This window comes from Citrobacter braakii (genome assembly GCF_009648935.1).
GTDB lineage: Bacteria > Pseudomonadota > Gammaproteobacteria > Enterobacterales > Enterobacteriaceae > Citrobacter > Citrobacter braakii.
The window spans coordinates 101,158-126,022 of record NZ_CP045771.1 but is presented as its reverse complement, the minus strand read 5'-3'; the positions used below and the strand labels follow the sequence as shown (position 1 = coordinate 126,022).

Sequence of the window (24,865 nt, the reverse complement as noted above, 5' to 3'; positions counted from 1 at the left end):
GCCTTTTGCATCGCATGAACTAAGAAGTTAATGGCTAAAGAATGAATACACAACAACTGGCAAAACTGCGTTCCATCGTGCCCGAAATGCGTCGCGTTCGGCACATTCACTTTGTCGGCATCGGTGGTGCTGGTATGGGCGGTATTGCCGAAGTTTTGGCCAATGAAGGTTATCAGATCAGCGGTTCTGACTTAGCGCCGAATCCTGTGACGCAGCAGTTGACGAATCTGGGGGCCACGATTTTCTTCAACCATCGCCCGGAAAACGTGCGCGATGCGAGCGTGGTGGTGGTATCCAGCGCTATTTCTGCGGATAACCCGGAAATTGTTGCAGCGCATGAAGCACGTATTCCGGTGATTCGTCGTGCTGAAATGCTGGCGGAGTTAATGCGTTTTCGTCACGGTATTGCTATTGCCGGGACGCACGGTAAAACCACGACTACGGCAATGGTCTCCAGCATCTACGCGGAAGCGGGTCTGGATCCCACTTTTGTCAACGGCGGTCTGGTGAAGGCTGCAGGCGTGCATGCGCGCCTGGGTCATAGCCGTTATTTGATTGCTGAAGCGGATGAGAGCGACGCGTCGTTCCTGCATTTGCAGCCGATGGTGGCGATTGTCACCAATATCGAAGCTGACCACATGGATACCTACCATGGCGACTTCGAAAATTTAAAGCAGACGTTTATTAATTTCCTGCATAACTTGCCGTTTTATGGTCGTGCCGTGATGTGCGTTGACGATCCGGTTATCCGCGAACTGTTACCGCGAGTTGGCCGTCAAACCACAACCTATGGTTTCAGTGATGATGCCGATGTGCGCGTTGAAGATTACCAGCAGATTGGTCCACAAGGACACTTCACGCTGGTACGTCAGGGGATGGCCGATTTACGTGTTACGTTAAACGCGCCGGGTCGTCACAATGCACTGAACGCGGCAGCAGCAGTGGCGGTCGCGACGGAAGAAGGTATTGAAGACGACGCTATTCTGCGCGCGCTGGAAAGTTTCCAGGGTACCGGACGTCGTTTTGACTTCCTCGGCGAATTCCCGCTTGAGCCGGTGAACGGTAAAGCCGGGACCGCGATGCTGGTTGATGATTATGGCCACCACCCAACGGAAGTGGACGCTACGATTAAAGCCGCGCGCGCGGGTTGGCCGGACAAAAACCTGGTGATGCTGTTCCAGCCGCACCGTTTTACGCGTACTCGCGATCTGTACGACGACTTTGCCAACGTGCTGACCCAGGTCGATGCGCTGTTGATGCTGGATGTGTATGCCGCGGGCGAAGCCGCGATTCCGGGTGCCGACAGCCGCTCGTTGTGCCGTACGATTCGTGGCCGCGGTAAGATCGATCCGATTCTGGTATCCGATCCGGCCCAGGTGGCAGAAATGCTGGCACCCGTATTAACCGGCAACGATCTGATTTTGGTGCAGGGCGCTGGAAATATCGGCAAAATCGCGCGTTCCTTAGCTGAAATCAAACTGAAGCCGCAAAACCCGGAGGAAGAACAACATGGCTGATAAAATCGCGGTCCTGTTAGGGGGAACCTCCGCTGAGCGTGAAGTATCGCTGAATTCAGGCGCGGCCGTATTGGCAGGGTTACGCGAAGGTGGTGTAGATGCCCATCCGGTTGACCCTAAAGAGGTCGATGTCACTCTTCTGAAATCTATGGGGTTTCAGAAGGTGTTTATTGCGCTGCATGGTCGTGGCGGTGAAGATGGCACATTGCAGGGCATGCTGGAGCTTATTGGCCTGCCGTATACCGGCAGCGGCGTCATGGCTTCCGCGATTTCCATGGACAAACTGCGCAGCAAGCTGCTGTGGCAGGGCGCAGGTTTACCCGTCGCCCCATGGGTTGCGCTGACCCGCGCTGAGTTCGAAAAAGGTCTTAGCGATGAAGCAGTTACAAAAATTTCTGCGTTAGGCTTGCCGCTGATTGTAAAGCCAAGCCGTGAAGGTTCCAGCGTAGGGATGTCAAAAGTTGAAGAAGAAAATGCTTTGCAGGGTGCATTAGCATTGGCTTTTCAGCATGATGAAGAAGTACTGATTGAAAAATGGCTCAGTGGCCCGGAATTTACAGTTGCGATACTTGGCGAAGAAATTTTACCGTCAATACGTATCCAACCCGCGGGAACCTTCTATGATTATGAGGCGAAGTATCTCTCTGATGAGACACAATATTTCTGCCCTGCTGGTCTGGAAGTCGAACAAGAAGCCTTTTTACAGGAATTAGTCCTGAAAGCGTGGACTGCATTGGGCTGTAAAGGTTGGGGTCGCATTGACGTCATGCTGGACAGCGATGGCCAGTTTTATCTGCTGGAAGCGAATACCTCTCCGGGTATGACCAGCCACAGCCTGGTGCCGATGGCAGCGCGTCAGGCGGGCCTGAGCTTCTCGCAGTTGGTGGTAAGAATTCTGGAGTTGGCGGACTGATATGTCGCAGGCTGCGCTGAACACGCGAAACGGTGATGAAGAAGAAGTAAACTCCTCACGCCGCAATAATGGAACGCGTCTTGCAGGAATACTGTTCCTGCTGACAGTGCTGTGCACCGTGTTTGTCAGCGGCTGGGTAGTGTTGGGATGGATGGAAGATGCGCAGCGCCTGCCATTGTCAAAACTGGTGTTAACCGGTGAACGGCATTACACGCGCAATGATGATATCCGTCAGTCCATCCTGGCGCTTGGCGCTCCGGGAACATTTATGACTCAGGATGTGAACATCATCCAGAGTCAGATTGAACGCCTCCCCTGGATCAAACAGGCGAGCGTCAGAAAGCAATGGCCTGATGAATTGAAGATTCATCTGGTTGAATATGTGCCAATAGCGCGTTGGAATGACCAACATATGGTGGATGCCGAAGGAAATACCTTCAGTGTCCCAACCGGTCGGGCCAATAAGCAGGTATTACCTATGTTGTACGGACCGGAAGGCAGCGCAAGTGAAGTGCTGCAAGGGTTCCGCGATATGGGGCAGGTGCTGGCTAAGGACAGATTCACCCTGAAGGAAGCGGCAATGACCGCTCGTCGTTCCTGGCAGTTGACGCTGAATAACGATATTAAGCTGAATCTGGGCAGGGGCGATACGATAAAACGTTTGGCTCGCTTTGTGGAACTCTACCCGGTTTTACAGCAGCAGGCGCAAACCGATGGCAAACGGATTAGCTACGTTGATTTGCGTTATGACTCAGGAGCGGCAGTAGGCTGGGTTCCCTTGCCTCCTGAGGAATCTAATCAGCAACAGAATCAGGCACAGGCAGAACAACAATGATCAAGGCGACGGACAGAAAACTGGTAGTTGGACTGGAGATTGGCACCGCGAAGGTAGCCGCTTTAGTAGGGGAAGTTCTGCCCGACGGTATGGTCAATATCATTGGCGTGGGCAGTTGCCCATCGCGAGGTATGGATAAAGGCGGGGTGAATGACCTTGAGTCAGTGGTGAAGTGCGTACAGCGCGCCATTGACCAGGCTGAACTGATGGCAGATTGCCAGATCTCTTCAGTGTATCTGGCGCTTTCCGGTAAACATATTAGCTGTCAGAATGAAATTGGTATGGTGCCCATTTCCGAAGAGGAAGTGACGCAGGAAGATGTGGAAAACGTGGTACATACGGCAAAATCCGTACGCGTTCGCGATGAACATCGTGTTCTGCACGTCATCCCGCAGGAATACGCCATCGACTACCAGGAAGGTATCAAAAATCCGGTCGGTCTTTCCGGTGTGCGTATGCAGGCAAAAGTCCATCTTATTACCTGCCACAACGACATGGCGAAGAATATTGTCAAAGCCGTTGAACGTTGTGGTCTGAAAGTTGACCAACTGATTTTTGCCGGGTTGGCAGCCAGTTATTCCGTATTGACGGAAGATGAACGTGAACTGGGTGTCTGCGTGGTGGATATTGGTGGTGGTACAATGGACATCGCCGTTTATACTGGCGGGGCGTTGCGCCACACTAAAGTTATCCCTTATGCAGGGAATGTCGTGACCAGCGATATCGCGTATGCCTTTGGTACGCCGCCGAGCGATGCTGAAGCCATCAAAGTGCGTCATGGCTGCGCACTGGGTTCCATCGTGGGTAAAGACGAGAGCGTTGAAGTGCCAAGCGTTGGTGGTCGTCCGCCGCGTAGCCTGCAACGTCAGACTCTGGCAGAGGTCATTGAGCCGCGTTATACCGAGCTGCTCAACCTGGTCAACGAAGAAATTTTGCAATTACAAGAACAGCTTCGCCAGCAGGGTGTGAAACATCATCTGGCGGCGGGGATTGTGTTAACCGGCGGTGCTGCGCAAATTGAAGGTCTTGCGGCCTGCGCACAGCGCGTGTTCCATACACAAGTACGTATTGGCGCACCGCTGAATATTACCGGTCTGACGGATTATGCCCAGGAGCCGTATTATTCAACGGCGGTGGGGCTGCTGCACTACGGGAAAGAATCCCATTTAAGTGGTGAGGCTGAAGTAGAAAAGCGCGTAACTGCCTCGGTCGGATCGTGGATCAAGCGACTGAATAGCTGGTTACGTAAAGAGTTTTAATTTTTAAAGAGACCGACGCAAATTAACGGTCTCAGGCGACAGGCACTACACAAAGTCATTCAAGTTGCATCGCGGCGGCAACTGAGCGAATCTCCTGGAGCATAGTTTACTATGTCACGGGAGTGAGTGAAGGCAGCCAACAACGAGGCGGCTTGAAGGATGAAGTGTAAAACGGAGAGAGAAACTATGTTTGAACCTATGGAACTAACCAACGACGCGGTGATTAAAGTCATCGGCGTCGGTGGCGGCGGCGGTAATGCCGTTGAACACATGGTGCGTGAGCGCATCGAAGGTGTTGAATTCTTCGCGGTGAATACCGACGCTCAGGCGTTGCGTAAAACGGCGGTTGGACAGACCATTCAGATTGGTAGCGGCATCACCAAAGGTCTGGGCGCGGGTGCAAACCCGGAAGTCGGTCGTAATGCGGCAGACGAAGATCGCGAAGCTCTGCGCGCAGCGCTTGACGGCGCAGACATGGTGTTTATCGCAGCTGGCATGGGCGGCGGTACCGGTACCGGTGCAGCGCCAGTGGTAGCTGAAGTCGCAAAAGATTTAGGTATCCTGACCGTTGCTGTCGTGACTAAGCCTTTCAACTTTGAAGGCAAGAAGCGTATGGCATTCGCGGAGCAGGGTATCACCGAGCTGTCCAAACACGTGGACTCTCTGATCACTATCCCGAACGACAAGCTGCTGAAAGTACTGGGCCGTGGTATCTCCCTGCTGGATGCATTTGGCGCAGCGAACGACGTGCTGAAAGGCGCAGTCCAGGGTATCGCTGAACTGATTACTCGTCCAGGCCTGATGAACGTCGACTTTGCAGACGTGCGCACCGTGATGTCCGAAATGGGCTACGCGATGATGGGTTCTGGCGTGGCGAGCGGTGAAGACCGTGCAGAAGAAGCGGCTGAAATGGCTATCTCTTCTCCGCTGCTGGAAGATATCGATCTGTCCGGCGCACGCGGCGTGCTGGTTAACATTACTGCGGGCTTCGACCTGCGTCTGGATGAGTTCGAAACCGTGGGTAACACGATTCGTGCCTTTGCATCGGATAACGCAACTGTGGTTATCGGTACCTCTCTGGACCCGGATATGAACGACGAACTGCGCGTGACCGTTGTTGCGACTGGAATTGGTATGGACAAGCGTCCTGAAATCACTCTGGTGACCAACAAACAGGTACAGCAGCCGGTAATGGATCGTTACCAGCAGCACGGTATGGCGCCGTTGACGCAAGAGCAGAAACCGGTAGCGAAAGTGGTTAACGACAATACGCCGCAAACCACGAAAGAGCCGGATTATCTGGATATCCCTGCATTCCTGCGTAAGCAAGCTGATTAAGAATTAGCTGGAATTTGGGAATTGTGGCTCTTTGTGCTAAACTGGCCCACCGAATGTATAGTACACTTCGGTTGGATAGGTAATTTGGCGAGATTATACGATGATCAAACAAAGGACTCTTAAACGTATCGTTCAGGCGACTGGCGTCGGTTTGCATACCGGCAAAAAAGTCACCCTGACATTACGACCTGCGCCGGCCAACACCGGGGTCATCTATCGTCGCACCGACTTGAATCCTCCGGTAGATTTCCCGGCCGATGCCAAATCTGTGCGTGATACCATGCTCTGTACGTGTCTGGTCAATGAGCATGATGTGCGGATTTCAACCGTAGAGCACCTTAATGCTGCTCTGGCGGGCTTAGGTATCGATAACATCGTTATTGAAGTTAACGCCCCGGAAATCCCGATTATGGATGGCAGTGCCGCTCCGTTCGTTTACCTGCTGCTTGATGCAGGTATTGAAGAACTGAGCAGCGCCAAAAAATTTGTTCGCATCAAAGAGACCGTTCGTGTCGAAGATGGCGATAAGTGGGCTGAGTTTAAGCCGTATAATGGTTTTACGTTGGATTTCACCATCGACTTTAACCATCCGGCGATCGACTCCAGCACGCAGCGCTACGCGATGAACTTCTCTGCGGATGCGTTCATGCGCCAGATCAGCCGCGCGCGTACTTTCGGCTTCATGCGTGATATCGAATATCTGCAGTCCCGCGGCCTGTGCCTGGGCGGCAGCTTCGATTGTGCCATCGTTGTTGACGATTATCGCGTATTGAACGAAGACGGCCTGCGTTTTGAAGACGAATTCGTTCGTCACAAAATGCTCGACGCGATTGGTGACTTGTTCATGTGTGGTCACAACATTATTGGTGCATTCACCGCGTATAAATCCGGTCATGCACTGAATAACAAACTGTTGCAGGCAGTCCTGGCAAAACAGGAAGCCTGGGAATATGTGACCTTCCAGGACGATGCAGAACTGCCGTTGGCGTTCAAAGCACCTTCGACTGTACTGGCATAACGACATACGCTGTCGCATAAATTCGACTGGTAAATCTGGCACTCTCTCCGGCCAGGTGAGCCAGTCGTTTTTTTATCTTCCGATTGCAAAACCACCTTATCTGAAGCGACTTTTTCCCCACCGACAGATTAAAACACCGTTCGATCGCTGCTTTCTTAAGCATATTTACCCGCGACTTGCTGTCATTACTGCTGTGGAGCGTACGCTTTAATGGTAATATTTATGCGCAAAAAAATGGTTTTGCATTTGTAACCCCAAACGCAGGGTATATCAGGTGGCAATAACGTGAGTGGAATACTGACGCGCTGGCGACAGTTAGGCAGACGGTACTTCTGGCCGCATCTCCTGTTGGGGATGGTCGCGGCTAGCTTTGGCCTGCCTGCGCTCGGTAATGCTGCTGAACCTAATACTCCCGCGAAGGCGACCGCCAGCAATCACGATCAATCTGCCAAAGTTAACTTTAGCCAGCTTGCTTTGCTGGAGGCGACCAATCGCCGCCCGAATTTTACCGTTGACTACTGGCACCAGCATGCCATTCGTACGGTCATTCGCCATCTTTCTTTTGCTATGGCTCCTCAGGCGCTGCCTGTTGCCGAAGAGCCGTTGCCAATCCAGGCGCACCATCTTGCGTTACTGAATACGCTCAGCGCGATGCTGACGCAAGAAGGCAGACCGCCCGCGACCGTGAGTCGCGTGACATATGCCCATTTTACCTCTCAGGCCGCATTTAGCGTTCCGGTCTGGATCAGCCAGCTGCAGGGTATCCGCGCTGGCCCTCAACGCCTCAGCTAAAAAAGAAACTTCCAACTTATAATTTTTGACTCCGCACCGCGGGGCGTTTGAGATTTTATTATGCTAATCAAATTATTAACAAAAGTATTCGGTAGCCGTAACGAGCGTACGCTGCGTCGTATGCGTAAAGTGGTCAATGTCATCAATGCAATGGAACCGGAGATGGAAAAACTCTCCGATGATGAACTGAAAGCGAAGACCGCTGAATTCCGCGCCCGTCTGGAAAAAGGCGCCAGCGTTGAAAGCCTGATCCCGGAAGCGTTCGCGGTGGTCCGCGAAGCGAGTAAGCGTGTGTTCGGCATGCGTCATTTCGACGTACAGCTGCTGGGTGGTATGGTGCTTAACGATCGCTGCATCGCGGAAATGCGTACCGGTGAAGGTAAAACCCTGACCGCAACGCTGCCAGCCTACCTCAACGCCTTAAGCGGGAAAGGTGTACACGTGGTAACCGTGAACGACTACCTGGCTCAGCGTGACGCCGAAAATAACCGCCCGCTGTTTGAATTCCTCGGCATGACCGTGGGTATCAACATGTCTGGCCTGCCTGCGCCAGCCAAGCGTGAAGCCTACAATGCCGATATTACTTACGGTACCAACAACGAATACGGCTTTGACTACCTGCGCGACAACATGGCGTTTAGTCCGGAAGAGCGCGTTCAGCGTAAACTGCACTATGCGTTGGTCGATGAAGTCGACTCCATCCTGATCGATGAAGCGCGTACGCCGCTGATCATTTCCGGTCCGGCTGAAGACAGCTCGGAAATGTATAAAAAAGTGAACAAAATCATCCCGCACCTGATTCGTCAGGAGAAGGACGATTCCGACACGTTCCAGGGGGAAGGCCACTTCTCTGTTGATGAGAAAGCGCGCCAGGTCAACCTCACCGAACGTGGTCTGGTACTGATTGAAGAGCTGTTGGTTAACGAAGGCATTATGGATGAGGGCGAGTCGCTGTACTCTCCGGGCAACATTATGCTGATGCACCACGTGACTGCTGCACTGCGCGCGCACGTGCTGTTTACCCGCGACGTTGACTATATCGTGAAAGATGGTGAAGTTATCATCGTCGACGAACACACCGGTCGTACCATGCAGGGCCGCCGCTGGTCCGATGGTCTGCACCAGGCTGTTGAAGCCAAAGAAGGCGTAGATATCCAAAACGAGAACCAGACGCTGGCATCTATTACCTTCCAGAACTACTTCCGTTTGTACGAAAAACTGGCCGGTATGACCGGTACAGCAGATACTGAAGCCTTTGAATTCAGCTCCATCTACAAACTGGATACCGTTGTTGTGCCGACCAACCGCCCGATGATCCGTAAGGATTTACCGGATCTGGTGTACATGACTGAAGCGGAAAAAATTCAGGCGATCATTGAAGATATTAAAGAGCGTACCGCAAATGGCCAGCCGGTGCTGGTTGGTACTATCTCTATTGAAAAATCGGAAGTGGTTTCTAACGAGCTGAACAAGGCGGGTATCAAACACAACGTTCTGAACGCCAAGTTCCACGCCAACGAAGCCGCAATCGTCGCCCAGGCGGGTTATCCGTCCGCAGTGACTATCGCGACAAACATGGCAGGTCGTGGTACCGATATCGTGCTGGGTGGTAGCTGGCAGGCGGAAATTGCCGAGCTGGAAGACCCGACTCCAGAACAAATCGCGCAGATAAAAGCTGAGTGGCAGGTACGCCATGATGCGGTGTTAGCTGCAGGCGGTTTACATATTATCGGTACCGAGCGTCACGAATCTCGTCGTATAGATAACCAGCTGCGTGGTCGTTCTGGTCGTCAGGGGGATGCAGGGTCTTCTCGTTTCTATCTGTCGATGGAAGATGCGCTGATGCGTATTTTTGCTTCTGACCGCGTGTCCGGCATGATGCGTAAACTGGGCATGAAGCCTGGTGAAGCGATTGAACACCCGTGGGTGACTAAAGCGATTGCAAACGCGCAGCGTAAAGTAGAAAGCCGCAACTTCGATATTCGTAAGCAACTGCTGGAATATGATGACGTTGCCAATGACCAGCGTCGCGCAATCTACACCCAGCGTAACGAACTGCTGGACGTAACTGACGTTAGCGAAACCATTAATAGCATCCGTGAGGATGTCTTCAAAGCGACGATTGATGCCTATATTCCGCCGCAGTCTCTGGAAGAAATGTGGGATATCCCGGGTCTGCAGGAACGTCTGAAAAACGACTTCGATCTGGAAATGCCTATTTCAGAGTGGCTGGATAAAGAGCCTGAGCTGCATGAGGAAACGCTGCGCGAACGTATTCTGGCAAACGCCATCGAAGTTTATCAGCGTAAAGAAGAAGTTGTGGGCGCGGAGATGATGCGTCACTTCGAAAAAGGCGTGATGCTGCAAACTCTCGATTCTCTGTGGAAAGAGCACCTTGCGGCGATGGACTACCTGCGTCAGGGTATCCACCTGCGTGGTTATGCGCAAAAAGATCCGAAGCAGGAATACAAGCGTGAATCCTTCTCTATGTTTGCATCAATGCTGGAATCACTGAAGTACGAAGTGATCAGTACCCTGAGCAAAGTTCAGGTACGTATGCCTGAAGAAGTAGAAGCGATGGAGCAGCAACGTCGTGAAGACGCTGAACGTTTAGCGCAGATGCAGCAGTTGAGCCATAAAGGTGACGATTCTGCCGCGGCAGAAGAGCTGGCAGCACAAACTGGCGATCGTAAAGTGGGTCGTAACGATCCGTGTCCTTGCGGTTCCGGGAAAAAGTACAAACAGTGCCATGGCCGTCTGAGCTAAGAAAGTAACTTACTGAAAAGGCGCAGAATTCTGCGCCTTTTTTATGGACTATAAAGATGAAAATACTGCAGATCGCCGTCGGGATTATTCGCAACCAGCACCATGAAATTTTTATAACCCAGCGTGCGGCTGATGCCCACATGGCAAATAAGCTGGAGTTCCCCGGCGGGAAAATTGAAGCAGGCGAAACGCCGGAGCAGGCGCTGATTCGCGAGTTACAGGAAGAAGTAGGCATTACGCCGACTCAAAGCTCACTGTTCGAAAAGCTGGAGTACCAGTTTCCGGACCGGCATATCACTCTGTGGTTCTGGCTGGTTGAAAGCTGGGAAGGCGAACCGTGGGGGAAAGAGGGGCAACCGGCGCAGTGGATTGCGCAAAATGCTCTGAATGCAGAAGATTTTCCGCCTGCGAATACACCGGTAATTGAAAAGCTGATTGCTGGATAATGGTGTTCGTAGGCCGGGCTAGGCAACCCCACCATCCGGCAAATTGGGGCGGGGTCGCAACGCTTGCCCGCCCTACGTTTTAGCCGAATTACTTCTGCTCTTCACTCCAGTCGTCGTTTTCCGACAGATCGCCAGAGCTTGGGATACGTTTCTCTTCTGCGGCCCACTCACCCAGATCGATTAACTGGCAGCGCTTGCTGCAGAATGGGCGAAACGGGCTGACTTCACCCCAAACTACGGGTTTGCCGCAGGTTGGGCAGTTGACGATGGTTTGTTCAGACATGTTGACTCCTTAACAGCACGCCAGATCAAAATCGAGACGCTCAGGCACCTGGCCATTCTCGCTATCCAGCGGCATAAAGCGAATGGCAAAGCGGCTCTTATGACCAGAAATTTGCGGATAAAGCTGCGAATCAAGCGGCAGCTGCAAGCGAAGCAGATCGGCATCTTCGCCGTTGTCCTGATAAAAACCATTCAAGCTGGTTTGCTTACGGAATGGCGCAGAGTTGCGAATTAAATCCAGCACCAGCGACAGTGCCTGATTGAGCGGATTCAGACTTGCAAGCCATGTTTCAACCTGCGCGTCGCGATGCAACTGCGGTAGATGTAACCAAATATGCAGGGTCGGCAGATCGAAACTGCAGCATCCGCCTGGAATGCTTAAACGCTGACGTACAAGGCCAATCAGACGATCTTCGCGCAGCGTCTGTCCAATACGCGGAGCCGAAATCAGAATGCTGCCCGCGCTTTTTAACTGCTGGCGCAATGCGTCGATCCTGTTTTGATCGACGCCGGGAACTTCAACCCAGGCCTGGAGTTTACGCTGTTGTCTTTCCAGCTCTTTGAGGAGTTCGGTACGGACTTCGCCGCGTTCAAATACATCCAGTAAGTCCCCGATGTTGCGGAAAAAATGCAGTGCGCCTGCATGGTCCGCTATGGGTACATTAACGGAGAGCTGTTGGATTAAAAACTCTATGCGCAGCCATGTACGCATCTTCTCATTGAGAGGGTGTTCAAAAAGGACCTGGGTGTGCATTACGGTTTTTCCTGTGAGACAAACTGCAACGCGCATTGCAAATAGAGCGCGTGCAGGCGGGCGACATCCGAGGCGATGGCCTCCGGTGCGCCATTATTATCAATAACATCGTCTGCCACGGCCAGACGCGCTTCGCGCGTTGCCTGGGCAGCAAGAATTTGTTCAACATGCTCACGCGTGACGTCATCGCGCTGCATAGTGCGTCTGAGCTGTGTCTCGGGGGTAACATCCACCACGAGTACGCGGTTGGCTTTTTTATACAGTGAATTTTCCACCAGCAAAGGTACAACCCACAACAGATAAGGGGAGGTTGCTTGCTGAAACTGGCGCTGCGTTTCCTGCTGAATAAGCGGATGGAGCAGGGCATTCAGCCAGCTTTTCTCCTCAGGACTGGAAAAAATGCGTTCGCGTAAAATGCGTCGCTGCAACGATCCGTCGGCAGCTATAACTTCGGTACCAAAATGTTCTTCGATCGTCTTAAGGGCTGGGGTACCGGGTTCAACCACCTGGCGCGCAATAATATCTGCATCAATGACGTTTATTCCGAGGTCAGCGAACGCATTTGCAACGGTACTTTTACCACTGCCAATGCCGCCGGTTAAGGCTACCGTATACCTCATAGATGCAGATCCTGGAGTTTAAGTTTGATTATCAAACAGTTAAAAGTTAAGCGTGCGACGGCGAGGCTGCTGCAGGATTAACCTACTATTCGCCAGGTAAATTTATGGGATTGTAGCGTAAAAAAAGAGAATTTCGCAGTCTTGCGCGGCATTGATTAGTGCGTATGATAGCGTCACTGGAGTTGTGAGTTTCGATTTTTCGCCATTAACCCCAGGAATCCGCACATGCGTATCGAAGAAGATCTGAAGTTAGGTTTCAAAGACGTTCTTATCCGCCCTAAGCGTTCTACTCTCAAAAGCCGTTCCGATGTTGAGCTGGAACGTCAATTTACCTTTAAGCACTCAGGTCAGACCTGGTCCGGCGTACCCATTATTGCCGCGAACATGGACACTGTCGGGACGTTTGCCATGGCAACGGCGCTGGCATCCTTCGACATCCTGACTGCGGTGCACAAACACTATTCTGTTGAAGACTGGGCTGCTTTCATCGCAGAGAGCTCTGCTGATGTGCTCAAACACGTAATGGTTTCAACCGGCACCTCTGATGCAGATTTCGAAAAAACCAAACAGATTCTGGCGCTCAACCCGGCGCTGAACCTTATCTGCATTGATGTGGCAAATGGCTACTCAGAGCATTTTGTTCAGTTTGTGTCGAAAGCGCGTGAAGCATGGCCGACAAAAACAATTTGTGCGGGCAATGTGGTTACTGGAGAAATGTGTGAAGAGCTGGTACTTTCCGGCGCGGACATTGTTAAAGTCGGCATTGGCCCCGGTTCTGTATGTACCACACGTGTAAAAACCGGCGTTGGCTACCCACAGCTTTCTGCGGTTATTGAATGTGCCGATGCAGCTCACGGTCTGGGCGGCATGATTGTCAGTGACGGCGGCTGCACAATGCCGGGTGACGTGGCAAAAGCGTTCGGCGGTGGCGCGGACTTCGTTATGCTCGGCGGTATGTTGGCCGGTCATGAAGAAAGCGGCGGCAAAATTGTTGAAGAGAACGGTGAGAAATTCATGCTGTTCTACGGCATGAGCTCTGAATCAGCCATGACGCGTCACGTCGGTGGTGTTGCACAATACCGCGCTGCGGAAGGTAAAACAGTTAAGTTGCCTCTGCGTGGCCCGGTTGATAACACTGCACGCGATATCCTTGGCGGCCTGCGTTCTGCCTGTACCTATGTCGGTGCATCTCGCCTGAAAGAACTGACCAAACGTACAACGTTTATTCGTGTACAGGAACAAGAAAACCGCGTTTTCAATAGCCTGTAAGAACAGGTAGGACTATGACATGCCGGATAAGCAGTGCGCCATCCGGCATTTGAATTTATCCCACCCCGCTCATCGCATCTCCTAAATGAAAAATCGGCAAATACATCGCAACGACCAGCGTACCGATTATCAGCCCCGTAATGACCAGTAACGCAGGCTCGAGTAGCGCAGCCAGATTCTCTGCCTGAGACAATGTTTTCTCGCCGTGGTGATGGGCGAGATTACGCAGCATTGTATCCAGCGAGCCGGAAGCCTCACCTGTTCTGACCAACTGTATGCACAATGGGCTGAATTCACCGCAATTTTTTAGCGCTAACCAGACCGGTTTTCCGGCGCTGATGTCGTGATGTACCTGCGCTAAGCGTTGCGACCAGAAAGGGTTGGCCAACGTTTCAGTGACGCTCTCAAGGCCTTGCAGAAAAGGAATACCTGCATTTTGCGTTAACGCCAGAACAGTGAAGATCTGCGTGAGCTTTTGCTCTCTCACCATCGGCCCTATGACCGGGAAGCCGAGCAGCAATTTCTGGCGCAGAGTGAGCCAGTATGGCTTCTGCTTCATCAGGTGATATGCCGCACCCGCTACCAGGATGAATGCTCCCGCCAGCCATCCCCATTGGCTGCTAAAATGCGCGATGGCAATAATCCACTGAGTGAGTGCCGGTAGCGGGGTGTTAAACGTCTGGTAAATGGCGGCAAACTCAGGGAGTACAAACTGCAGCATCGCGAATACCACCATCACTGCCATCGTGATGATGAATATCGGATAGCGTAGGGCTTTTTTAACTTTATCCGCCAGTTGCTGTTGATTCTTCTGCTGGCGAGCGAGTTCAAAGCAGCAGTCGTCCAGCTTACCCGTAAGCTCTCCGGTACGGATCATTGCCTGATAAAGAGGCGGAAAAACGTGTTGCCACTGAGATAGCGAGGTGGAGAGAGAAATACCCTGTTCCATATCGTGAGCCAGCGTGCGCAGTAGCGCTTGCCATTGGCTGCTGGGATGCTGTTCAGCCAACAAAGCTAAACTTGCCGAGAGTGTTAGCCCTGCTTTCAGCAACGTCGCCAGTTGATGTATGGTTTCAGCGCTTTTTTCACGGCTCCATTGTGAGGCTTTGACACGCATACGATTAATGCGCAGCGGCGTAATATGCCGTTGCTCGAGAGCAAGTATCAATGAGGGGCGGGTATCGGCCCAAAGTACGCCTTCCAGTGGATTACCTTCGTTGCTAATACCTTGCCAGCGCCAAAGCAGTTTAGCTGACATGGGGCATGCCCAGTACGCGTACCAACTCTTCAAATGTTGTTAACCCTTGTTCGACGGCCTTGCAACCATTTTCGAAAAGCGTGCTCATCCCCAGTTGCTGAGCATTCGATTCCACTCCGTCTACGGACGTACCGTTGGCGATGCTCTGGCGCAATGCAGGTGTAACGGGGAGAACTTCAAACAATGCCGTACGGCCATAAAATCCGTGATAGCAATGTTGGCAGCCCGGAGCCTGCCAACGAGGCAGTGGCGTAGGCCAGATCGCTTCCGGGAGCATGATCGGCGTTTCCAGACGTTGTCGGCAATGGGGACACAATTTTCTCACCAACCGCTGCGCAATAACGAGCGTCAGCGCGGAGGCGATCATCCAGCGTGCAACCCCCATTTGCTGCAAGCGTATTAGTGTTTCTGTGGTGGAATTGGTATGCAGTGTTGATAGAACCAGATGACCGGTTTGTGCGGCTTTAAGGGCTATTTCAGCCGTTTCGCCATCACGGATTTCACCCACCATGATAATGTCGGGATCCTGACGCAGCAGCGCGCGCAATACTCCCTGAAAAGTGAGACCGGCACGTGGATGAATTTGTGTCTGGTTAAGACCTGCGATCGGGATCTCTACTGGATCTTCCACGCTACAGAGGTTAACGTCCGGAGTGTTTCGGGTCTGCAGCGCACTGTACAGCGTGACCGTTTTACCGCTTCCGGTCGGTCCGGTGACCAGAATCAGCCCCTGAGGCTGCTGCAGCGCTTGTAAAAATGCTGCCAGCTGCGCGTCCTGCATTCCCAGCGCGGTGATTTCCAGTGCTTGATCGACCTGATGCAGTAGCCGTAGCACCACTTTTTCGCCGAAACGACAGGGTAGAGTGGCGATGCGAAACGAGACCGGCTCTCCTGAAATCTCAACGGTAAATTGGCCGTCTTGCGCAAGTCGGTGCTCGGCAATATCCAGACTGCCTAAAACTTTTAGTCTGGCAGTGATGGCGATACCCATCTCGGTCGTGACGTCCGGTAAAGCATGCAGTACGCCATCCACACGTAATCTGATTCGATAGTGATTTTCCGCTGGCTCAAAATGAATATCAGAAGCCCGTTGCACCAGAGCGGATTGAAACGTCTGATTCAGCAAATCTGCTGCGCTGGCGCTGCTTTTCGTGACCACTGCCGGAAGCATTTTCTGTGGCGTATGCGTGTGGCCTTCCATTTGTTGACGCGTCCAGCAGACGATGTCGATACGTCGGGTGGTGGCAAAATGCAGTGCGTCCAGCAATTCGTGGGACGGAGCGTCCACGACGGCGATGTGCACCACTTCATTGTCTGCATCCAGTAATATTCCCTGATGACGTTGGCACAGCGCCGTAAGTTGGGTGGTATTCATCTCTTTTCCTTAATTGATATCGAAACGGAAAACGTCTTCACAGGCCTGTTGCAATGCGCTGTCATTCTGGATAACGCAGTTACGACTCCAGCCGGTAATACCGTTGGCATTGTCCCAACCCGGCGTCATGGTGATGCTTAACCCGTTCAGGCTTTCTTGTCCGCTGAGGCTGACCACCCCTTTTTCAACGCTCATGGCGGAGACATAACGGGTGGTGGCTGGAGAAGGGATGCCATTCGTTCCGGCATCACAGGTTGTTGTTCCGCCATGCTCCAGCGCACAGAGCTCAACCGCCGTGCGATAGGGAACAAAGGTTTGCAGCATGTCTGTTAACGCGGCTTTGCGCAGATAGTTTTGATAAGCCGGAATACCGATGGCGCTAAGGATGGCAATAATGCCAATGACCACCATGAGTTCGATAAGTGTGAAGCCTCGTTGCTTGTCCATCGTTCGCTCCTTGAGTTAGCTGGCGCTACTTTGGCAAACGCTCGGGTTTACGGCGAGAGGCAAAAAACAGAACGGGAAGGCGGGTTCCGAGGATTTTTATGATTTTACAGAGTCAGACAACGTAGTTGCGAAGAGGCTCGAAGAAACAGCCGTATGGCGGCGGAAACGCTTTATCCGGCCGATAGAAAAACCGACGTGATGGGCCCGATAAGTGAAAGTACTATCGGGCTACACCATCAGTAATTAGCGAAAACGCATAGAGAGATCGAGCGCGCGAACATGCTTGGTCAGCGCGCCAACAGAGATGAAATCCACGCCGGTTTCAGCAAATTCGCGCAGAGTTTCATGAGTGACGTTACCCGACACTTCCAGACGCGCCTGGCCGTTGGTGCGTTTTACCGCTTCCCGCATTTGGTCAGTTTCGAAGTTATCGAGCATGATGATGTCGGCCCCTGCTTTCAGCGCGTCATCCAGTTCATCCAGGCTTTCTACTTCGACTTCAACCGGCACATCCGGGTGCAGCCAGAAGGCTTTTTCAACGGCCTGACGTACCGAACCTGAAGCAATAATGTGGTTTTCTTTAATCAGGAAAGCGTCAGAAAGGCCCAGACGATGATTCGCGCCGCCGCCGCATAATACGGCGTATTTCAGCGCGGTACGCAGCCCCGGCAGAGTTTTACGTGTATCCAGCAGTTGGGTTTTTGTTCCCGCCAGCAGGTCGACATATTTACGCACCTCGCTCGCCACACCTGAAAGCGTCTGTACAAAATTAAGCGCGGTACGTTCGCCGGTTAGCAGCACGCGGGAAGGGCCGTCCAGTTCAAATAGCGGCTGATTGGCCTTAATGCTGTCGCCATCTTCGACATGCCAGGTGATGTTGACATCATCGCCAGCCAGTTGAATAAAGACCTCTTCAACCCAACGTTTTCCACAAAAAACGCCATCTTCGCGGGTGATCACGGTGGCGTGGGAGCGCATCTCCGCGGGTAAAAGCTGTGCGGTGATATCGTTATTGGCATCAACTTCTCCGCCTAAATCTTCACGCAGCGCCTGAGCTACAGCGGCAGGGATATCCAGATTTATGCGTTCCAACAGCGCGTCACGTCGGTAGTCAGGGTTATAGCGGCGAGGCGGCATGATAAAACTCCAAATTGCTAACGAATCATAAGGTGGAAACATGCTACCCTGAACCTGATATGAGCACCACCAATAAGGAGATTCTGCATGTTGTTAGACGAGGGCTGGCTGGCAGAGGCGCGACGCGTTCCCTCTCCTCATTACGATTGCCGCCCGGATGACGAAAACCCTTCTCTGCTGGTGGTGCATAATATCAGCCTGCCGCCTGGCGAGTTTGGCGGCCCGTGGATCGATGCGCTGTTTACGGGCACGATTGATCCCAATGCCCATCCTTATTTTGCCGGGATCGCCCATTTGCGCGTTTCGGCACATTGTTTAATTCGCCGTGACGGTGAAATTGTGCAGTATGTCCCCTTTGATAAACGCGCCTGGCATGCTGGCGTGTCGAACTATCAAGGCCGCGAACGCTGTAATGATTTCTCAATTGGTATTGAGCTGGAAGGGACGGATACGCTGGCCTATACCGATGCGCAGTATCAGCAACTGGCAGCCGTGACGAATGCCCTGATTACGCGTTATCCGGCCATTGCCAACAACATGACAGGACATTGCAATATTGCGCCCGAGCGTAAGACCGATCCCGGGCCCTCTTTTGACTGGGCAAGGTTTCGCGCCCTGGTCACCCCCTCGTCGCACAAGGAGATGACATGACGCTGTTTACAACATTACTGGTGTTGATTGTTGAACGCCTGTTTAAGCTGGGTGAGCACTGGCAGCTTGATCACCGGGTTGAAGCTTTTTTCCGCCGGGTGAAGCATTTTTCGATGATGCGTACGGTAGGCATGGCCCTTATTGCGATGGGGGTGACGTTCCTGCTGCTGCGCGCACTTCAAGGCCTGTTGTTTAACGTGCCTTTGCTGGTGGCGTGGATCTTAATTGGTTTGCTGTGCATCGGCGCTGGCAAGACGCGTCTTCATTATCATGCCTATCTGAACGCGGCTGCTCGCGATGACGCTCACGCCCGTGAAGCGATGGCCAGCGAGCTGACCCTGATTCATGGGATTCCGCCTGAGTGCGATGAGCGTGAGTTCTTGCGCGAACTGCAGAACGCGCTGTTATGGAACAACTTTCGCTTTTATCTGGCGCCGTTATTCTGGCTGATTGTCGGTGGCCCGTGGGGACCGGTGACGCTGGTGGGTTATGCCTTTCTACGTGCCTGGCAGTCCTGGCTGGCGCGCTATCAGACGCCACACCAGCGTTTGCAATCAGGTATCGATGCGATCCTGCATGTGCTGGACTGGATCCCGGTGCGCCTGGCGGGTGTCGTCTATGCGCTGCTGGGGCACGGCGAGAAGGCGTTGCCTGCCTGGTTTGCGTCGCTGGCGGATCTGCATACTTCGCAATATCAGGTGCTTACTCGCCTTGCGCAGTTTTCTTTAGCGCGTGAACCACATACCGATAAAGTCGCAACGCCAAAAGCCGCGGTTTCGATGGCGAAGAAGACCTCGTTTGTGGTGGTGGTGGTCATTGCCGTGTTGACCATTTATGGCACATTAATTTAAGCCATTATTGGTGGATGGCGCTGCGCTTATCCGTCGAGGAAAAAAATTGGCCCGGTCGCTTTGTGCTTGCGGGCCAATCTTTCAAAGCGTATCAGCAGGCGGGATGCCAAAATCTGGCATCCCGTTTTCGTTCCAACGCACCAGCTTCAGACGAGTGTGGCGGTTTGGATCGTATAGCGGATCGCCCTCGATTTCAGTGTAATTTCTCGCGTGGTACACCAGCACATCTTCACCTTCCGGCGTTTGCGTAAAGCTGTTGTGCCCCGGCCCGTATTGGCGGTTTTCGTAGCTGGTGGTAAAGACCGGGCGCGGCGATTTGTGCCAGTTCTGCGGGTTGAGCGGATCGGCATTGAGATCAATCCACAATAATCCCATACAGTAGTTCTCATCGGTGGCGCTGGCGGAATAGCTGATAAACAGCTTGTCGCCGTGAACCATGACGGCCGGGCCTTCGTTGACCCAAAAACCCCGGCATTCCCAGTCATACTCTGGATGACTGAGCATTACCGGCTCGCCTTTAATCGTCCATGGATTTTCCAGTTCGGCGAGATAGATATTGGAGTTTCCGGCGATATCGGGGGATTTCTGCGCCCACAGATACCACTGTTTTCCCTGATGGTTAAAGGTGGTGGCATCAAGCGCGAAGGTATCAAACTGCGTTTTAATCTGCCCTTTCTCTGTCCATTGACCGGTCAGCGGATCGGCGTCTGCACATTCGAGCGCAAACATACGGTGCTGGAACATCCCCAGCTTGTCGAGCGCCTGTGTGTGGGCGGCGGCAAAATAGATGTACCACTTGCCTGCCAGATGATGGATCTCAGGTGCCCAGATCAACTGGCTCATGGGGCCGTTTTCTGGTTTGCGCCAGACGACAACCGGGACGGCGGTGCGTAACCCTTCCAGCGAGTCCGCCCGGCGGATCTCCAGACGATCGTATTCGGGCACTGAAGCAATGAAATAGTAGTGGCTACCGTCACGTAAAATAAACGGGTCGGCACGCTGTTCAATAAAGGGGTTTGGCCACTGATTCATTAGGCTTTCCTTACGTTTTCAGTCGTTTTTATATCGTGGTACTCATTCAGTTCACGGTAGTTGGCGCGGCGCTTTTCTAAATCTGTCTGGATTTGTTGCATAAACTCGCGGTCAACTTTCAGCAGACGAACTACGCCTGCGGTAATCAGATAGCCTACACCCGGTATGATGGTAAACAGCAGCATAATACCGTTAATGGCGGAGTCGCTTTGCGCTTTCGCCCCTGCGTCGTAGCCATACCAGGAGAGCAGGAAACCAACCATCGCTCCGGCAATCGCCAGGCCCAGTTTCAAGAAGAACAGGTTGCCGGAGAAGCTGATTCCGGTGATACGTTTACCGGTTTTCCACTCGCCGTAATCATCGACATCCGCCATCAGCGACCAGTGCAGTGGGGATGGGATCTGATGCAGAATGTTGAGCAGGAAGTAAAGCACCATAATCATCATGGTGGCTTTAGGATCGAAGAAGTAAAACGCGCCGGAGAAAATCGCCAGGATGATATTGGTCCAGAAGAAGACTTTCAGTTTGCACCAGCGATCGGTTAACACCTTCGCCAGCATGCTGCCGATCATCATGCCCACAACGCCAAGGCTGATAAACAACGTTGCGAACTGCGTGCTTTGCTGCATAACCCAGGTTACGTAGTACATGGTGGCGGCCATGCGAATAAAGCCCGGACAGACGTTGCACAGGGTTAACAGCAGGATTTTTACCCACTGATCGTTCTTCCATACGTCTTTCAGGTCGGCTTTTAAATCGTCGTTAGTCGGGACGGCAGGACGTACGCGCTCACGGACGGTTGCAAAGCAAAACAGGAACATACACATGCCGATGAAGGCCAGCACTGCCATCGCCATCTGATAGCCTTTAGCTTTATCTTCCCCGCCAAACCAGTCCGCCATTGGCAGCAAGGTGAGGGAGAGCAGCAGGGTTGCAATTCCTACCAACACAAAGCGATATGACTGGCAGGCGACACGTTCCTTTGGATCGTTAGTGATGACGCTGCCGAGCGAGCAGTAAGGGATATTGATCGCCGTATAGGTGATAGAGAGCAGGAAGTAGGTGACGAACGCATAGATTACTTTGCTGTTATATGTCCACTCAGGGGTGGTAAACATGAGTACGCTAAATAATGCGTATGGGAAAGCCATCCACAAAAGCCATGGACGAAATCGACCATATTTGCTGCGGGTGCGGTCGGCCATCGCGCCCATAATAGGGTCGGTAACGGCATCTATAACGCGTACTGAGAGCAGTAACACGCCGACCAGGGCCGGTGCCAGGCCAAAAATATCTGTGTAAAAATAGTTAACAAACAACATGATGGCGCCAAAGATGATGTTGCATCCGGCGTCGCCCATTCCATAGCCGATCTTTTCTTTCACCGTGAGCTTACTGGTTTCCATCAACTGCACTCCATTAATAAGATATGGAGATAATTATTGTCTGGCAGAGGTGTTTTTGCGTTGCAGGATAACGCCAGTGATATGGACGAAACAGTCGTGAGTGGGAAAGTGTGAGGCAGGTAACAACCCCCACCTGATGCAGGTGGGGGAGGGAGAATTAATGCGCTTTAGCTACTTTGGCGGTTTTCTGTTTGCACAAATAGCCGATGCCAAGAATGGCAATCCATACCGGGATTAAGTACACCGAAATCGCCATGCCCGGCGTCATCAGCATAATCACCAGCACTGCAGCCATGAAAATCAGACATACCCAGTTACCAAGCGGATAGAGCAGCGCCGGGAAACGGGTGGTAACGCCTTGCTGCTGTTTGGCTTTGCGGAACTTCATGTGCGCCAGGCTAATCATTGCCCAGTTGATCACCAGTGCGGAAACCACCAGCGCCATCAGCAGGCCAAAGGCGGATTCCGGTGCCAGATAGTTGATCAGTACACACAGAGCCGTAACCAGCGCGGAGACCAGAATGGTGTTCACCGGTACGCCGCGTTTGTCGACGTTCATCAGCGCTTTTGGTGCGTTGCCCTGCTGTGCCAGACCGAACAGCATACGGCTGTTGCAGTATACGCAGCTGTTATAGACAGAAAGGGCAGCGGTCAGCACTACGATGTTCAGTGCATTGGCAACAAAGGTGTCGCCCAGCTCGTGGAAAATAAGGACAAACGGGCTGGTATCAGCCGTGACGCGCGTCCACGGCATCAGGGAAAGCAGAACAGCCAGCGAACCTACATAGAAAATCAGGATACGGTAGATAACCTGGTTGGTTGCTTTGGGAATGCTTTGCTCCGGGTTATCGGCTTCTGCTGCGGTGATCCCGACCAGCTCCAGCCCACCGAAAGAGAACATAATAATAGCCATCATCATCACCAGACCGGTGAAGCCGTGCGGCAGGAAGCCACCCTGACTCCACAGGTTACTGACGCTGGCCTGCGGGCCGCCGTTGCCGCTAAACAACAACCAGCCGCCGAACAGAATCATCGCAACCACGGCAATGACTTTAATAATGGCGAACCAGAACTCCATTTCCCCAAACACTTTCACGTTGGTCAGGTTGATGGCGTTGATCAGCACGAAGAAGGCTGCAGCAGAAACCCAGGTGGGGATCTCCGGATACCAGAACTGGATGTATTTACCTACGGCAGTCAGTTCAGCCATGGCAACCAGGACGTACAGTACCCAATAGTTCCAGCCAGAAGAGAAACCCGCGAAACCGCCCCAGTATTTATAAGCAAAGTGGCTAAAGGAGCCTGCAACCGGCTCTTCAACCACCATTTCACCTAATTGACGCATAATCAGAAAGGCGATAAAGCCGGCAATTGCGTAACCCAGAATAATACCCGGTCCTGCAGACTGGATAACGGATGCGCTACCGAGGAATAACCCGGTACCAATCGCGCCACCCAGCGCGATTAGCTGTATATGGCGGTTCTTAAGACCGCGCTTGAGCTGATCGCCATGCTGTTGACTTTCCATCATTAAACCTCGTGTGTGGTTTTACTCTTCATATTTCGAGTACTTATTTTTTGAACTACGCAGCAATGCGTGTGTAAGTTTGCAATTCCGTTTGTTGTATTTATTTGTTTACAGATGCTTTATATAAAATGTTGCCTCAATGCTTTTGTCTTGATCAGAATAATGATATGCGAGCGCGAATGCACCTGCTTTATGCGGGCAAGATGACGAGTTGAATAAAAAGAAACCATTTGTAAATGCGAGTTTATCTACCACAAAATTTCCATTTTGAATTTTTATTCACTAATTGTGGCTAATGTGTCGATAAATAATCAGGTGAATCGGTTCAGATGAGATATTTTTTCGTTTCAATTCCGTTAAAACTACCCCGTGGTGGGTAAATTTAACATTTGTGCATAGTTACATGTTTGAAACGTTATTTCTGTAATGTTGTTAAAATATGCCCCCTTTACTGATTTCAATCAAAACCTGTATGGACAGAAGGTGAATACTTTGTTACTTTAGCGTCAAGAACATGAAATTGGTAAGACCAATTGACTCCGGGCAAATGGCTTAAGACAGGAAATCATGGCCTACAGCAAAATCCGCCAACCAAAACTCTCCGATGTGATTGAGCAGCAGCTGGAGTTTTTAATTCTTGAGGGGACACTTCGCCCCGGAGAAAAACTCCCACCGGAACGCGAGCTGGCAAAACAGTTCGACGTCTCCCGCCCCTCCTTACGCGAGGCGATCCAACGCCTTGAAGCGAAGGGGTTACTGCTTCGTCGTCAGGGCGGTGGCACTTTTGTTCAGAGCAGCCTGTGGCAGAGCTTTAGCGACCCACTGGTAGAGCTGCTCTCCGACCATCCTGAATCCCAGTTTGACCTGCTTGAGACGCGCCATGCGCTGGAAGGTATTGCAGCCTATTACGCTGCACTGCGCAGCACGGATGAAGACAAAACGCGTATCCGTGAACTCCACCATGCGATCGAGCTTGCTCAACAGTCCGGCGATCTTGACGGCGAATCTGACGCGGTACTCCAGTATCAAATTGCTGTCACCGAAGCGGCACATAATGTGGTGCTGCTCCATTTGCTAAGGTGTATGGAGCCGATGCTGGCCCAGAACGTTCGGCAAAACTTCGAATTGCTGTATGCGCGTCGCGAGATGCTGCCGCTGGTGAGCAGTCACCGTACCCGCATCTTTGAAGCAATTATCGCCGGGAAGCCTGAAGAAGCGCGTGAAGCGTCTCACCGTCACCTGGCGTTTATCGAAGAGATTCTGCTGGACAGGAGCCGTGAGGAAAGCCGTCGTGAACGCGCCTTACGCCGTCTGGAGCAACGAAAGAATTAGTGATTTTTCTGGCAGAACGTTAACCAGAAGATGTTGTAA

The 24,865-nt window shown here is 52.3% G+C and carries 23 protein-coding genes; 13 read left to right on the top strand and 10 right to left on the bottom strand.

Annotated elements, in window-relative coordinates; translation table 11 throughout:
* Nucleotides 1-41 precede the first annotated feature (41 nt).
* From murC to mutT, 9 genes are all read left to right on the top strand, one after another.
* The gene (murC, locus tag GFC06_RS00540; RefSeq protein ID WP_016151698.1) at nucleotides 42-1,517 is read left to right on the top strand and encodes a UDP-N-acetylmuramate--L-alanine ligase; all 1,476 of its coding nucleotides are present in this window, start codon (nucleotides 42-44) and stop codon (nucleotides 1,515-1,517) included.
* On the top strand, nucleotides 1,510-2,430 hold the full coding sequence (locus GFC06_RS00535) for a D-alanine--D-alanine ligase (RefSeq protein WP_016151699.1): 921 nt from the start codon (nucleotides 1,510-1,512) through the stop codon (nucleotides 2,428-2,430). The genes murC and GFC06_RS00535 overlap by 8 nt, the downstream gene beginning before the upstream one ends.
* Nucleotide 2,431: 1 nt before the next feature.
* Nucleotides 2,432-3,265 (top strand): cell division protein FtsQ, encoded by an 834-nt coding sequence (gene ftsQ, locus GFC06_RS00530; protein WP_003018758.1) that lies wholly within the window; start codon nucleotides 2,432-2,434, stop codon nucleotides 3,263-3,265.
* Complete coding sequence (ftsA, locus tag GFC06_RS00525) at nucleotides 3,262-4,524, top strand: cell division protein FtsA (RefSeq protein ID WP_003018755.1); 1,263 nt, start codon at nucleotides 3,262-3,264, stop codon at nucleotides 4,522-4,524. The genes ftsQ and ftsA overlap by 4 nt, the downstream gene beginning before the upstream one ends.
* A 186-nt stretch (nucleotides 4,525-4,710) precedes the next feature.
* Nucleotides 4,711-5,862: a cell division protein FtsZ gene (gene ftsZ, locus GFC06_RS00520; protein WP_003018753.1), complete on the top strand. Its 1,152-nt coding sequence runs from the start codon at nucleotides 4,711-4,713 to the stop codon at nucleotides 5,860-5,862.
* Nucleotides 5,863-5,962: 100 nt separating this feature from the next.
* Nucleotides 5,963-6,880 carry a UDP-3-O-acyl-N-acetylglucosamine deacetylase gene (gene lpxC, locus GFC06_RS00515; protein ID WP_006686706.1) on the top strand — a complete coding sequence of 306 codons (918 nt, stop codon included), beginning with the start codon at nucleotides 5,963-5,965 and terminating at the stop codon, nucleotides 6,878-6,880.
* Nucleotides 6,881-7,165: 285 nt separating this feature from the next.
* Nucleotides 7,166-7,672 (top strand): secA translation cis-regulator SecM, encoded by a 507-nt coding sequence (gene secM, locus GFC06_RS00510; protein ID WP_029139762.1) that lies wholly within the window; start codon nucleotides 7,166-7,168, stop codon nucleotides 7,670-7,672.
* Nucleotides 7,673-7,732: 60 nt separating this feature from the next.
* The gene (gene secA / locus GFC06_RS00505) at nucleotides 7,733-10,438 is read left to right on the top strand and encodes a preprotein translocase subunit SecA (protein ID WP_016151702.1); all 2,706 of its coding nucleotides are present in this window, start codon (nucleotides 7,733-7,735) and stop codon (nucleotides 10,436-10,438) included.
* Nucleotides 10,439-10,494: 56 nt separating this feature from the next.
* Nucleotides 10,495-10,884 (top strand): 8-oxo-dGTP diphosphatase MutT, encoded by a 390-nt coding sequence (gene mutT, locus GFC06_RS00500; RefSeq protein ID WP_153689723.1) that lies wholly within the window; start codon nucleotides 10,495-10,497, stop codon nucleotides 10,882-10,884.
* Nucleotides 10,885-10,972: 88 nt separating this feature from the next.
* Here the strand turns inward: mutT and yacG are convergent, their stop codons facing one another.
* The 3 genes from yacG to coaE are packed head-to-tail and all read right to left on the bottom strand — an operon-like array spanning nucleotide 10,973 to nucleotide 12,540.
* Complete coding sequence (gene yacG / locus GFC06_RS00495; protein ID WP_016151704.1) at nucleotides 10,973-11,167, bottom strand: DNA gyrase inhibitor YacG; 195 nt, start codon at nucleotides 11,165-11,167, stop codon at nucleotides 10,973-10,975.
* Between the two features lie 9 nt (nucleotides 11,168-11,176).
* A complete protein-coding gene (zapD, locus tag GFC06_RS00490; RefSeq protein WP_153689722.1) occupies nucleotides 11,177-11,920 on the bottom strand; it encodes a cell division protein ZapD in 744 nt (247 codons plus the stop codon).
* Nucleotides 11,920-12,540, bottom strand: coding sequence for a dephospho-CoA kinase (gene coaE, locus GFC06_RS00485; RefSeq protein WP_103766828.1), 621 nt, complete (start codon nucleotides 12,538-12,540; stop codon nucleotides 11,920-11,922). Before coaE ends, zapD begins: the two co-directional genes overlap by 1 nt.
* A gap of 225 nt (nucleotides 12,541-12,765) precedes the next feature.
* On the opposite strand from coaE, the gene GFC06_RS00480 reads away from it, so the two are divergent.
* Entirely contained in the window at nucleotides 12,766-13,809 is a 1,044-nt protein-coding gene (locus GFC06_RS00480; RefSeq protein WP_153689721.1) for a GMP reductase, read from the top strand.
* A gap of 55 nt (nucleotides 13,810-13,864) precedes the next feature.
* On the opposite strand, the gene hofC is transcribed toward GFC06_RS00480, so the two are convergent.
* The 4 genes from hofC to nadC all read right to left on the bottom strand — a co-directional run bounded on the left by hofC (nucleotide 13,865) and on the right by nadC (nucleotide 18,026).
* On the bottom strand, nucleotides 13,865-15,067 hold the full coding sequence (gene hofC / locus GFC06_RS00475) for a protein transport protein HofC (RefSeq protein WP_153689720.1): 1,203 nt from the start codon (nucleotides 15,065-15,067) through the stop codon (nucleotides 13,865-13,867).
* The gene (gspE, locus tag GFC06_RS00470; RefSeq protein ID WP_153689719.1) at nucleotides 15,057-16,442 is read right to left on the bottom strand and encodes a type II secretion system protein GspE; all 1,386 of its coding nucleotides are present in this window, start codon (nucleotides 16,440-16,442) and stop codon (nucleotides 15,057-15,059) included. The genes hofC and gspE overlap by 11 nt, the downstream gene beginning before the upstream one ends.
* Before the next feature lie 9 nt (nucleotides 16,443-16,451).
* Complete coding sequence (gene ppdD / locus GFC06_RS00465; RefSeq protein ID WP_016151710.1) at nucleotides 16,452-16,889, bottom strand: prepilin peptidase-dependent pilin; 438 nt, start codon at nucleotides 16,887-16,889, stop codon at nucleotides 16,452-16,454.
* Nucleotides 16,890-17,132: 243 nt separating this feature from the next.
* Nucleotides 17,133-18,026 carry a carboxylating nicotinate-nucleotide diphosphorylase gene (gene nadC, locus GFC06_RS00460; protein ID WP_016151711.1) on the bottom strand — a complete coding sequence of 298 codons (894 nt, stop codon included), beginning with the start codon at nucleotides 18,024-18,026 and terminating at the stop codon, nucleotides 17,133-17,135.
* Nucleotides 18,027-18,113: 87 nt separating this feature from the next.
* Between nadC and ampD the strand changes: the two genes are divergently transcribed.
* Nucleotides 18,114-18,677: a 1,6-anhydro-N-acetylmuramyl-L-alanine amidase AmpD gene (gene ampD, locus GFC06_RS00455; protein WP_016151712.1), complete on the top strand. Its 564-nt coding sequence runs from the start codon at nucleotides 18,114-18,116 to the stop codon at nucleotides 18,675-18,677.
* Nucleotides 18,674-19,528, top strand: coding sequence for a beta-lactamase regulator AmpE (gene ampE, locus GFC06_RS00450; RefSeq protein WP_016155697.1), 855 nt, complete (start codon nucleotides 18,674-18,676; stop codon nucleotides 19,526-19,528). Before ampD ends, ampE begins: the two co-directional genes overlap by 4 nt.
* 81 nt (nucleotides 19,529-19,609) lie before the next feature.
* Here ampE and GFC06_RS00445 read toward each other — a convergent pair whose 3' ends face one another.
* The 3 genes from GFC06_RS00445 to aroP form a co-directional block, all read right to left on the bottom strand.
* Nucleotides 19,610-20,560, bottom strand: a complete 951-nt coding sequence (locus tag GFC06_RS00445) for a glycoside hydrolase family 43 protein (protein WP_049269187.1) — start codon at nucleotides 20,558-20,560, stop codon at nucleotides 19,610-19,612.
* The gene (locus tag GFC06_RS00440; protein ID WP_016151715.1) at nucleotides 20,560-21,966 is read right to left on the bottom strand and encodes a glycoside-pentoside-hexuronide (GPH):cation symporter; all 1,407 of its coding nucleotides are present in this window, start codon (nucleotides 21,964-21,966) and stop codon (nucleotides 20,560-20,562) included. Before GFC06_RS00440 ends, GFC06_RS00445 begins: the two co-directional genes overlap by 1 nt.
* Before the next feature lie 157 nt (nucleotides 21,967-22,123).
* Entirely contained in the window at nucleotides 22,124-23,497 is a 1,374-nt protein-coding gene (gene aroP, locus GFC06_RS00435; protein WP_087121850.1) for an aromatic amino acid transporter AroP, read from the bottom strand.
* Between the two features lie 564 nt (nucleotides 23,498-24,061).
* Between aroP and pdhR the strand changes: the two genes are divergently transcribed.
* The gene (gene pdhR, locus GFC06_RS00430) at nucleotides 24,062-24,826 is read left to right on the top strand and encodes a pyruvate dehydrogenase complex transcriptional repressor PdhR (RefSeq protein WP_003018699.1); all 765 of its coding nucleotides are present in this window, start codon (nucleotides 24,062-24,064) and stop codon (nucleotides 24,824-24,826) included.
* Nucleotides 24,827-24,865: the final 39 nt, after the last annotated feature.

Coding starts and splice junctions, on each gene's coding strand:
- murC (WP_016151698.1), top strand. CDS start 42: ATGAATACACAACAACTGGCAAAACTGCGTTCCATCGTGCCCGAAATG.
- GFC06_RS00535 (WP_016151699.1), top strand. CDS start 1,510: ATGGCTGATAAAATCGCGGTCCTGTTAGGGGGAACCTCCGCTGAGCGT.
- ftsQ (WP_003018758.1), top strand. CDS start 2,432: ATGTCGCAGGCTGCGCTGAACACGCGAAACGGTGATGAAGAAGAAGTA.
- ftsA (WP_003018755.1), top strand. CDS start 3,262: ATGATCAAGGCGACGGACAGAAAACTGGTAGTTGGACTGGAGATTGGC.
- ftsZ (WP_003018753.1), top strand. CDS start 4,711: ATGTTTGAACCTATGGAACTAACCAACGACGCGGTGATTAAAGTCATC.
- lpxC (WP_006686706.1), top strand. CDS start 5,963: ATGATCAAACAAAGGACTCTTAAACGTATCGTTCAGGCGACTGGCGTC.
- secA (WP_016151702.1), top strand. CDS start 7,733: ATGCTAATCAAATTATTAACAAAAGTATTCGGTAGCCGTAACGAGCGT.
- mutT (WP_153689723.1), top strand. CDS start 10,495: ATGAAAATACTGCAGATCGCCGTCGGGATTATTCGCAACCAGCACCAT.
- yacG (WP_016151704.1), bottom strand. CDS start 11,167: ATGTCTGAACAAACCATCGTCAACTGCCCAACCTGCGGCAAACCCGTA.
- zapD (WP_153689722.1), bottom strand. CDS start 11,920: ATGCACACCCAGGTCCTTTTTGAACACCCTCTCAATGAGAAGATGCGT.
- coaE (WP_103766828.1), bottom strand. CDS start 12,540: ATGAGGTATACGGTAGCCTTAACCGGCGGCATTGGCAGTGGTAAAAGT.
- GFC06_RS00480 (WP_153689721.1), top strand. CDS start 12,766: ATGCGTATCGAAGAAGATCTGAAGTTAGGTTTCAAAGACGTTCTTATC.
- hofC (WP_153689720.1), bottom strand. CDS start 15,067: ATGTCAGCTAAACTGCTTTGGCGCTGGCAAGGTATTAGCAACGAAGGT.
- gspE (WP_153689719.1), bottom strand. CDS start 16,442: ATGAATACCACCCAACTTACGGCGCTGTGCCAACGTCATCAGGGAATA.
- ppdD (WP_016151710.1), bottom strand. CDS start 16,889: ATGGACAAGCAACGAGGCTTCACACTTATCGAACTCATGGTGGTCATT.
- nadC (WP_016151711.1), bottom strand. CDS start 18,026: ATGCCGCCTCGCCGCTATAACCCTGACTACCGACGTGACGCGCTGTTG.
- ampD (WP_016151712.1), top strand. CDS start 18,114: ATGTTGTTAGACGAGGGCTGGCTGGCAGAGGCGCGACGCGTTCCCTCT.
- ampE (WP_016155697.1), top strand. CDS start 18,674: ATGACGCTGTTTACAACATTACTGGTGTTGATTGTTGAACGCCTGTTT.
- GFC06_RS00445 (WP_049269187.1), bottom strand. CDS start 20,560: ATGAATCAGTGGCCAAACCCCTTTATTGAACAGCGTGCCGACCCGTTT.
- GFC06_RS00440 (WP_016151715.1), bottom strand. CDS start 21,966: ATGGAAACCAGTAAGCTCACGGTGAAAGAAAAGATCGGCTATGGAATG.
- aroP (WP_087121850.1), bottom strand. CDS start 23,497: ATGATGGAAAGTCAACAGCATGGCGATCAGCTCAAGCGCGGTCTTAAG.
- pdhR (WP_003018699.1), top strand. CDS start 24,062: ATGGCCTACAGCAAAATCCGCCAACCAAAACTCTCCGATGTGATTGAG.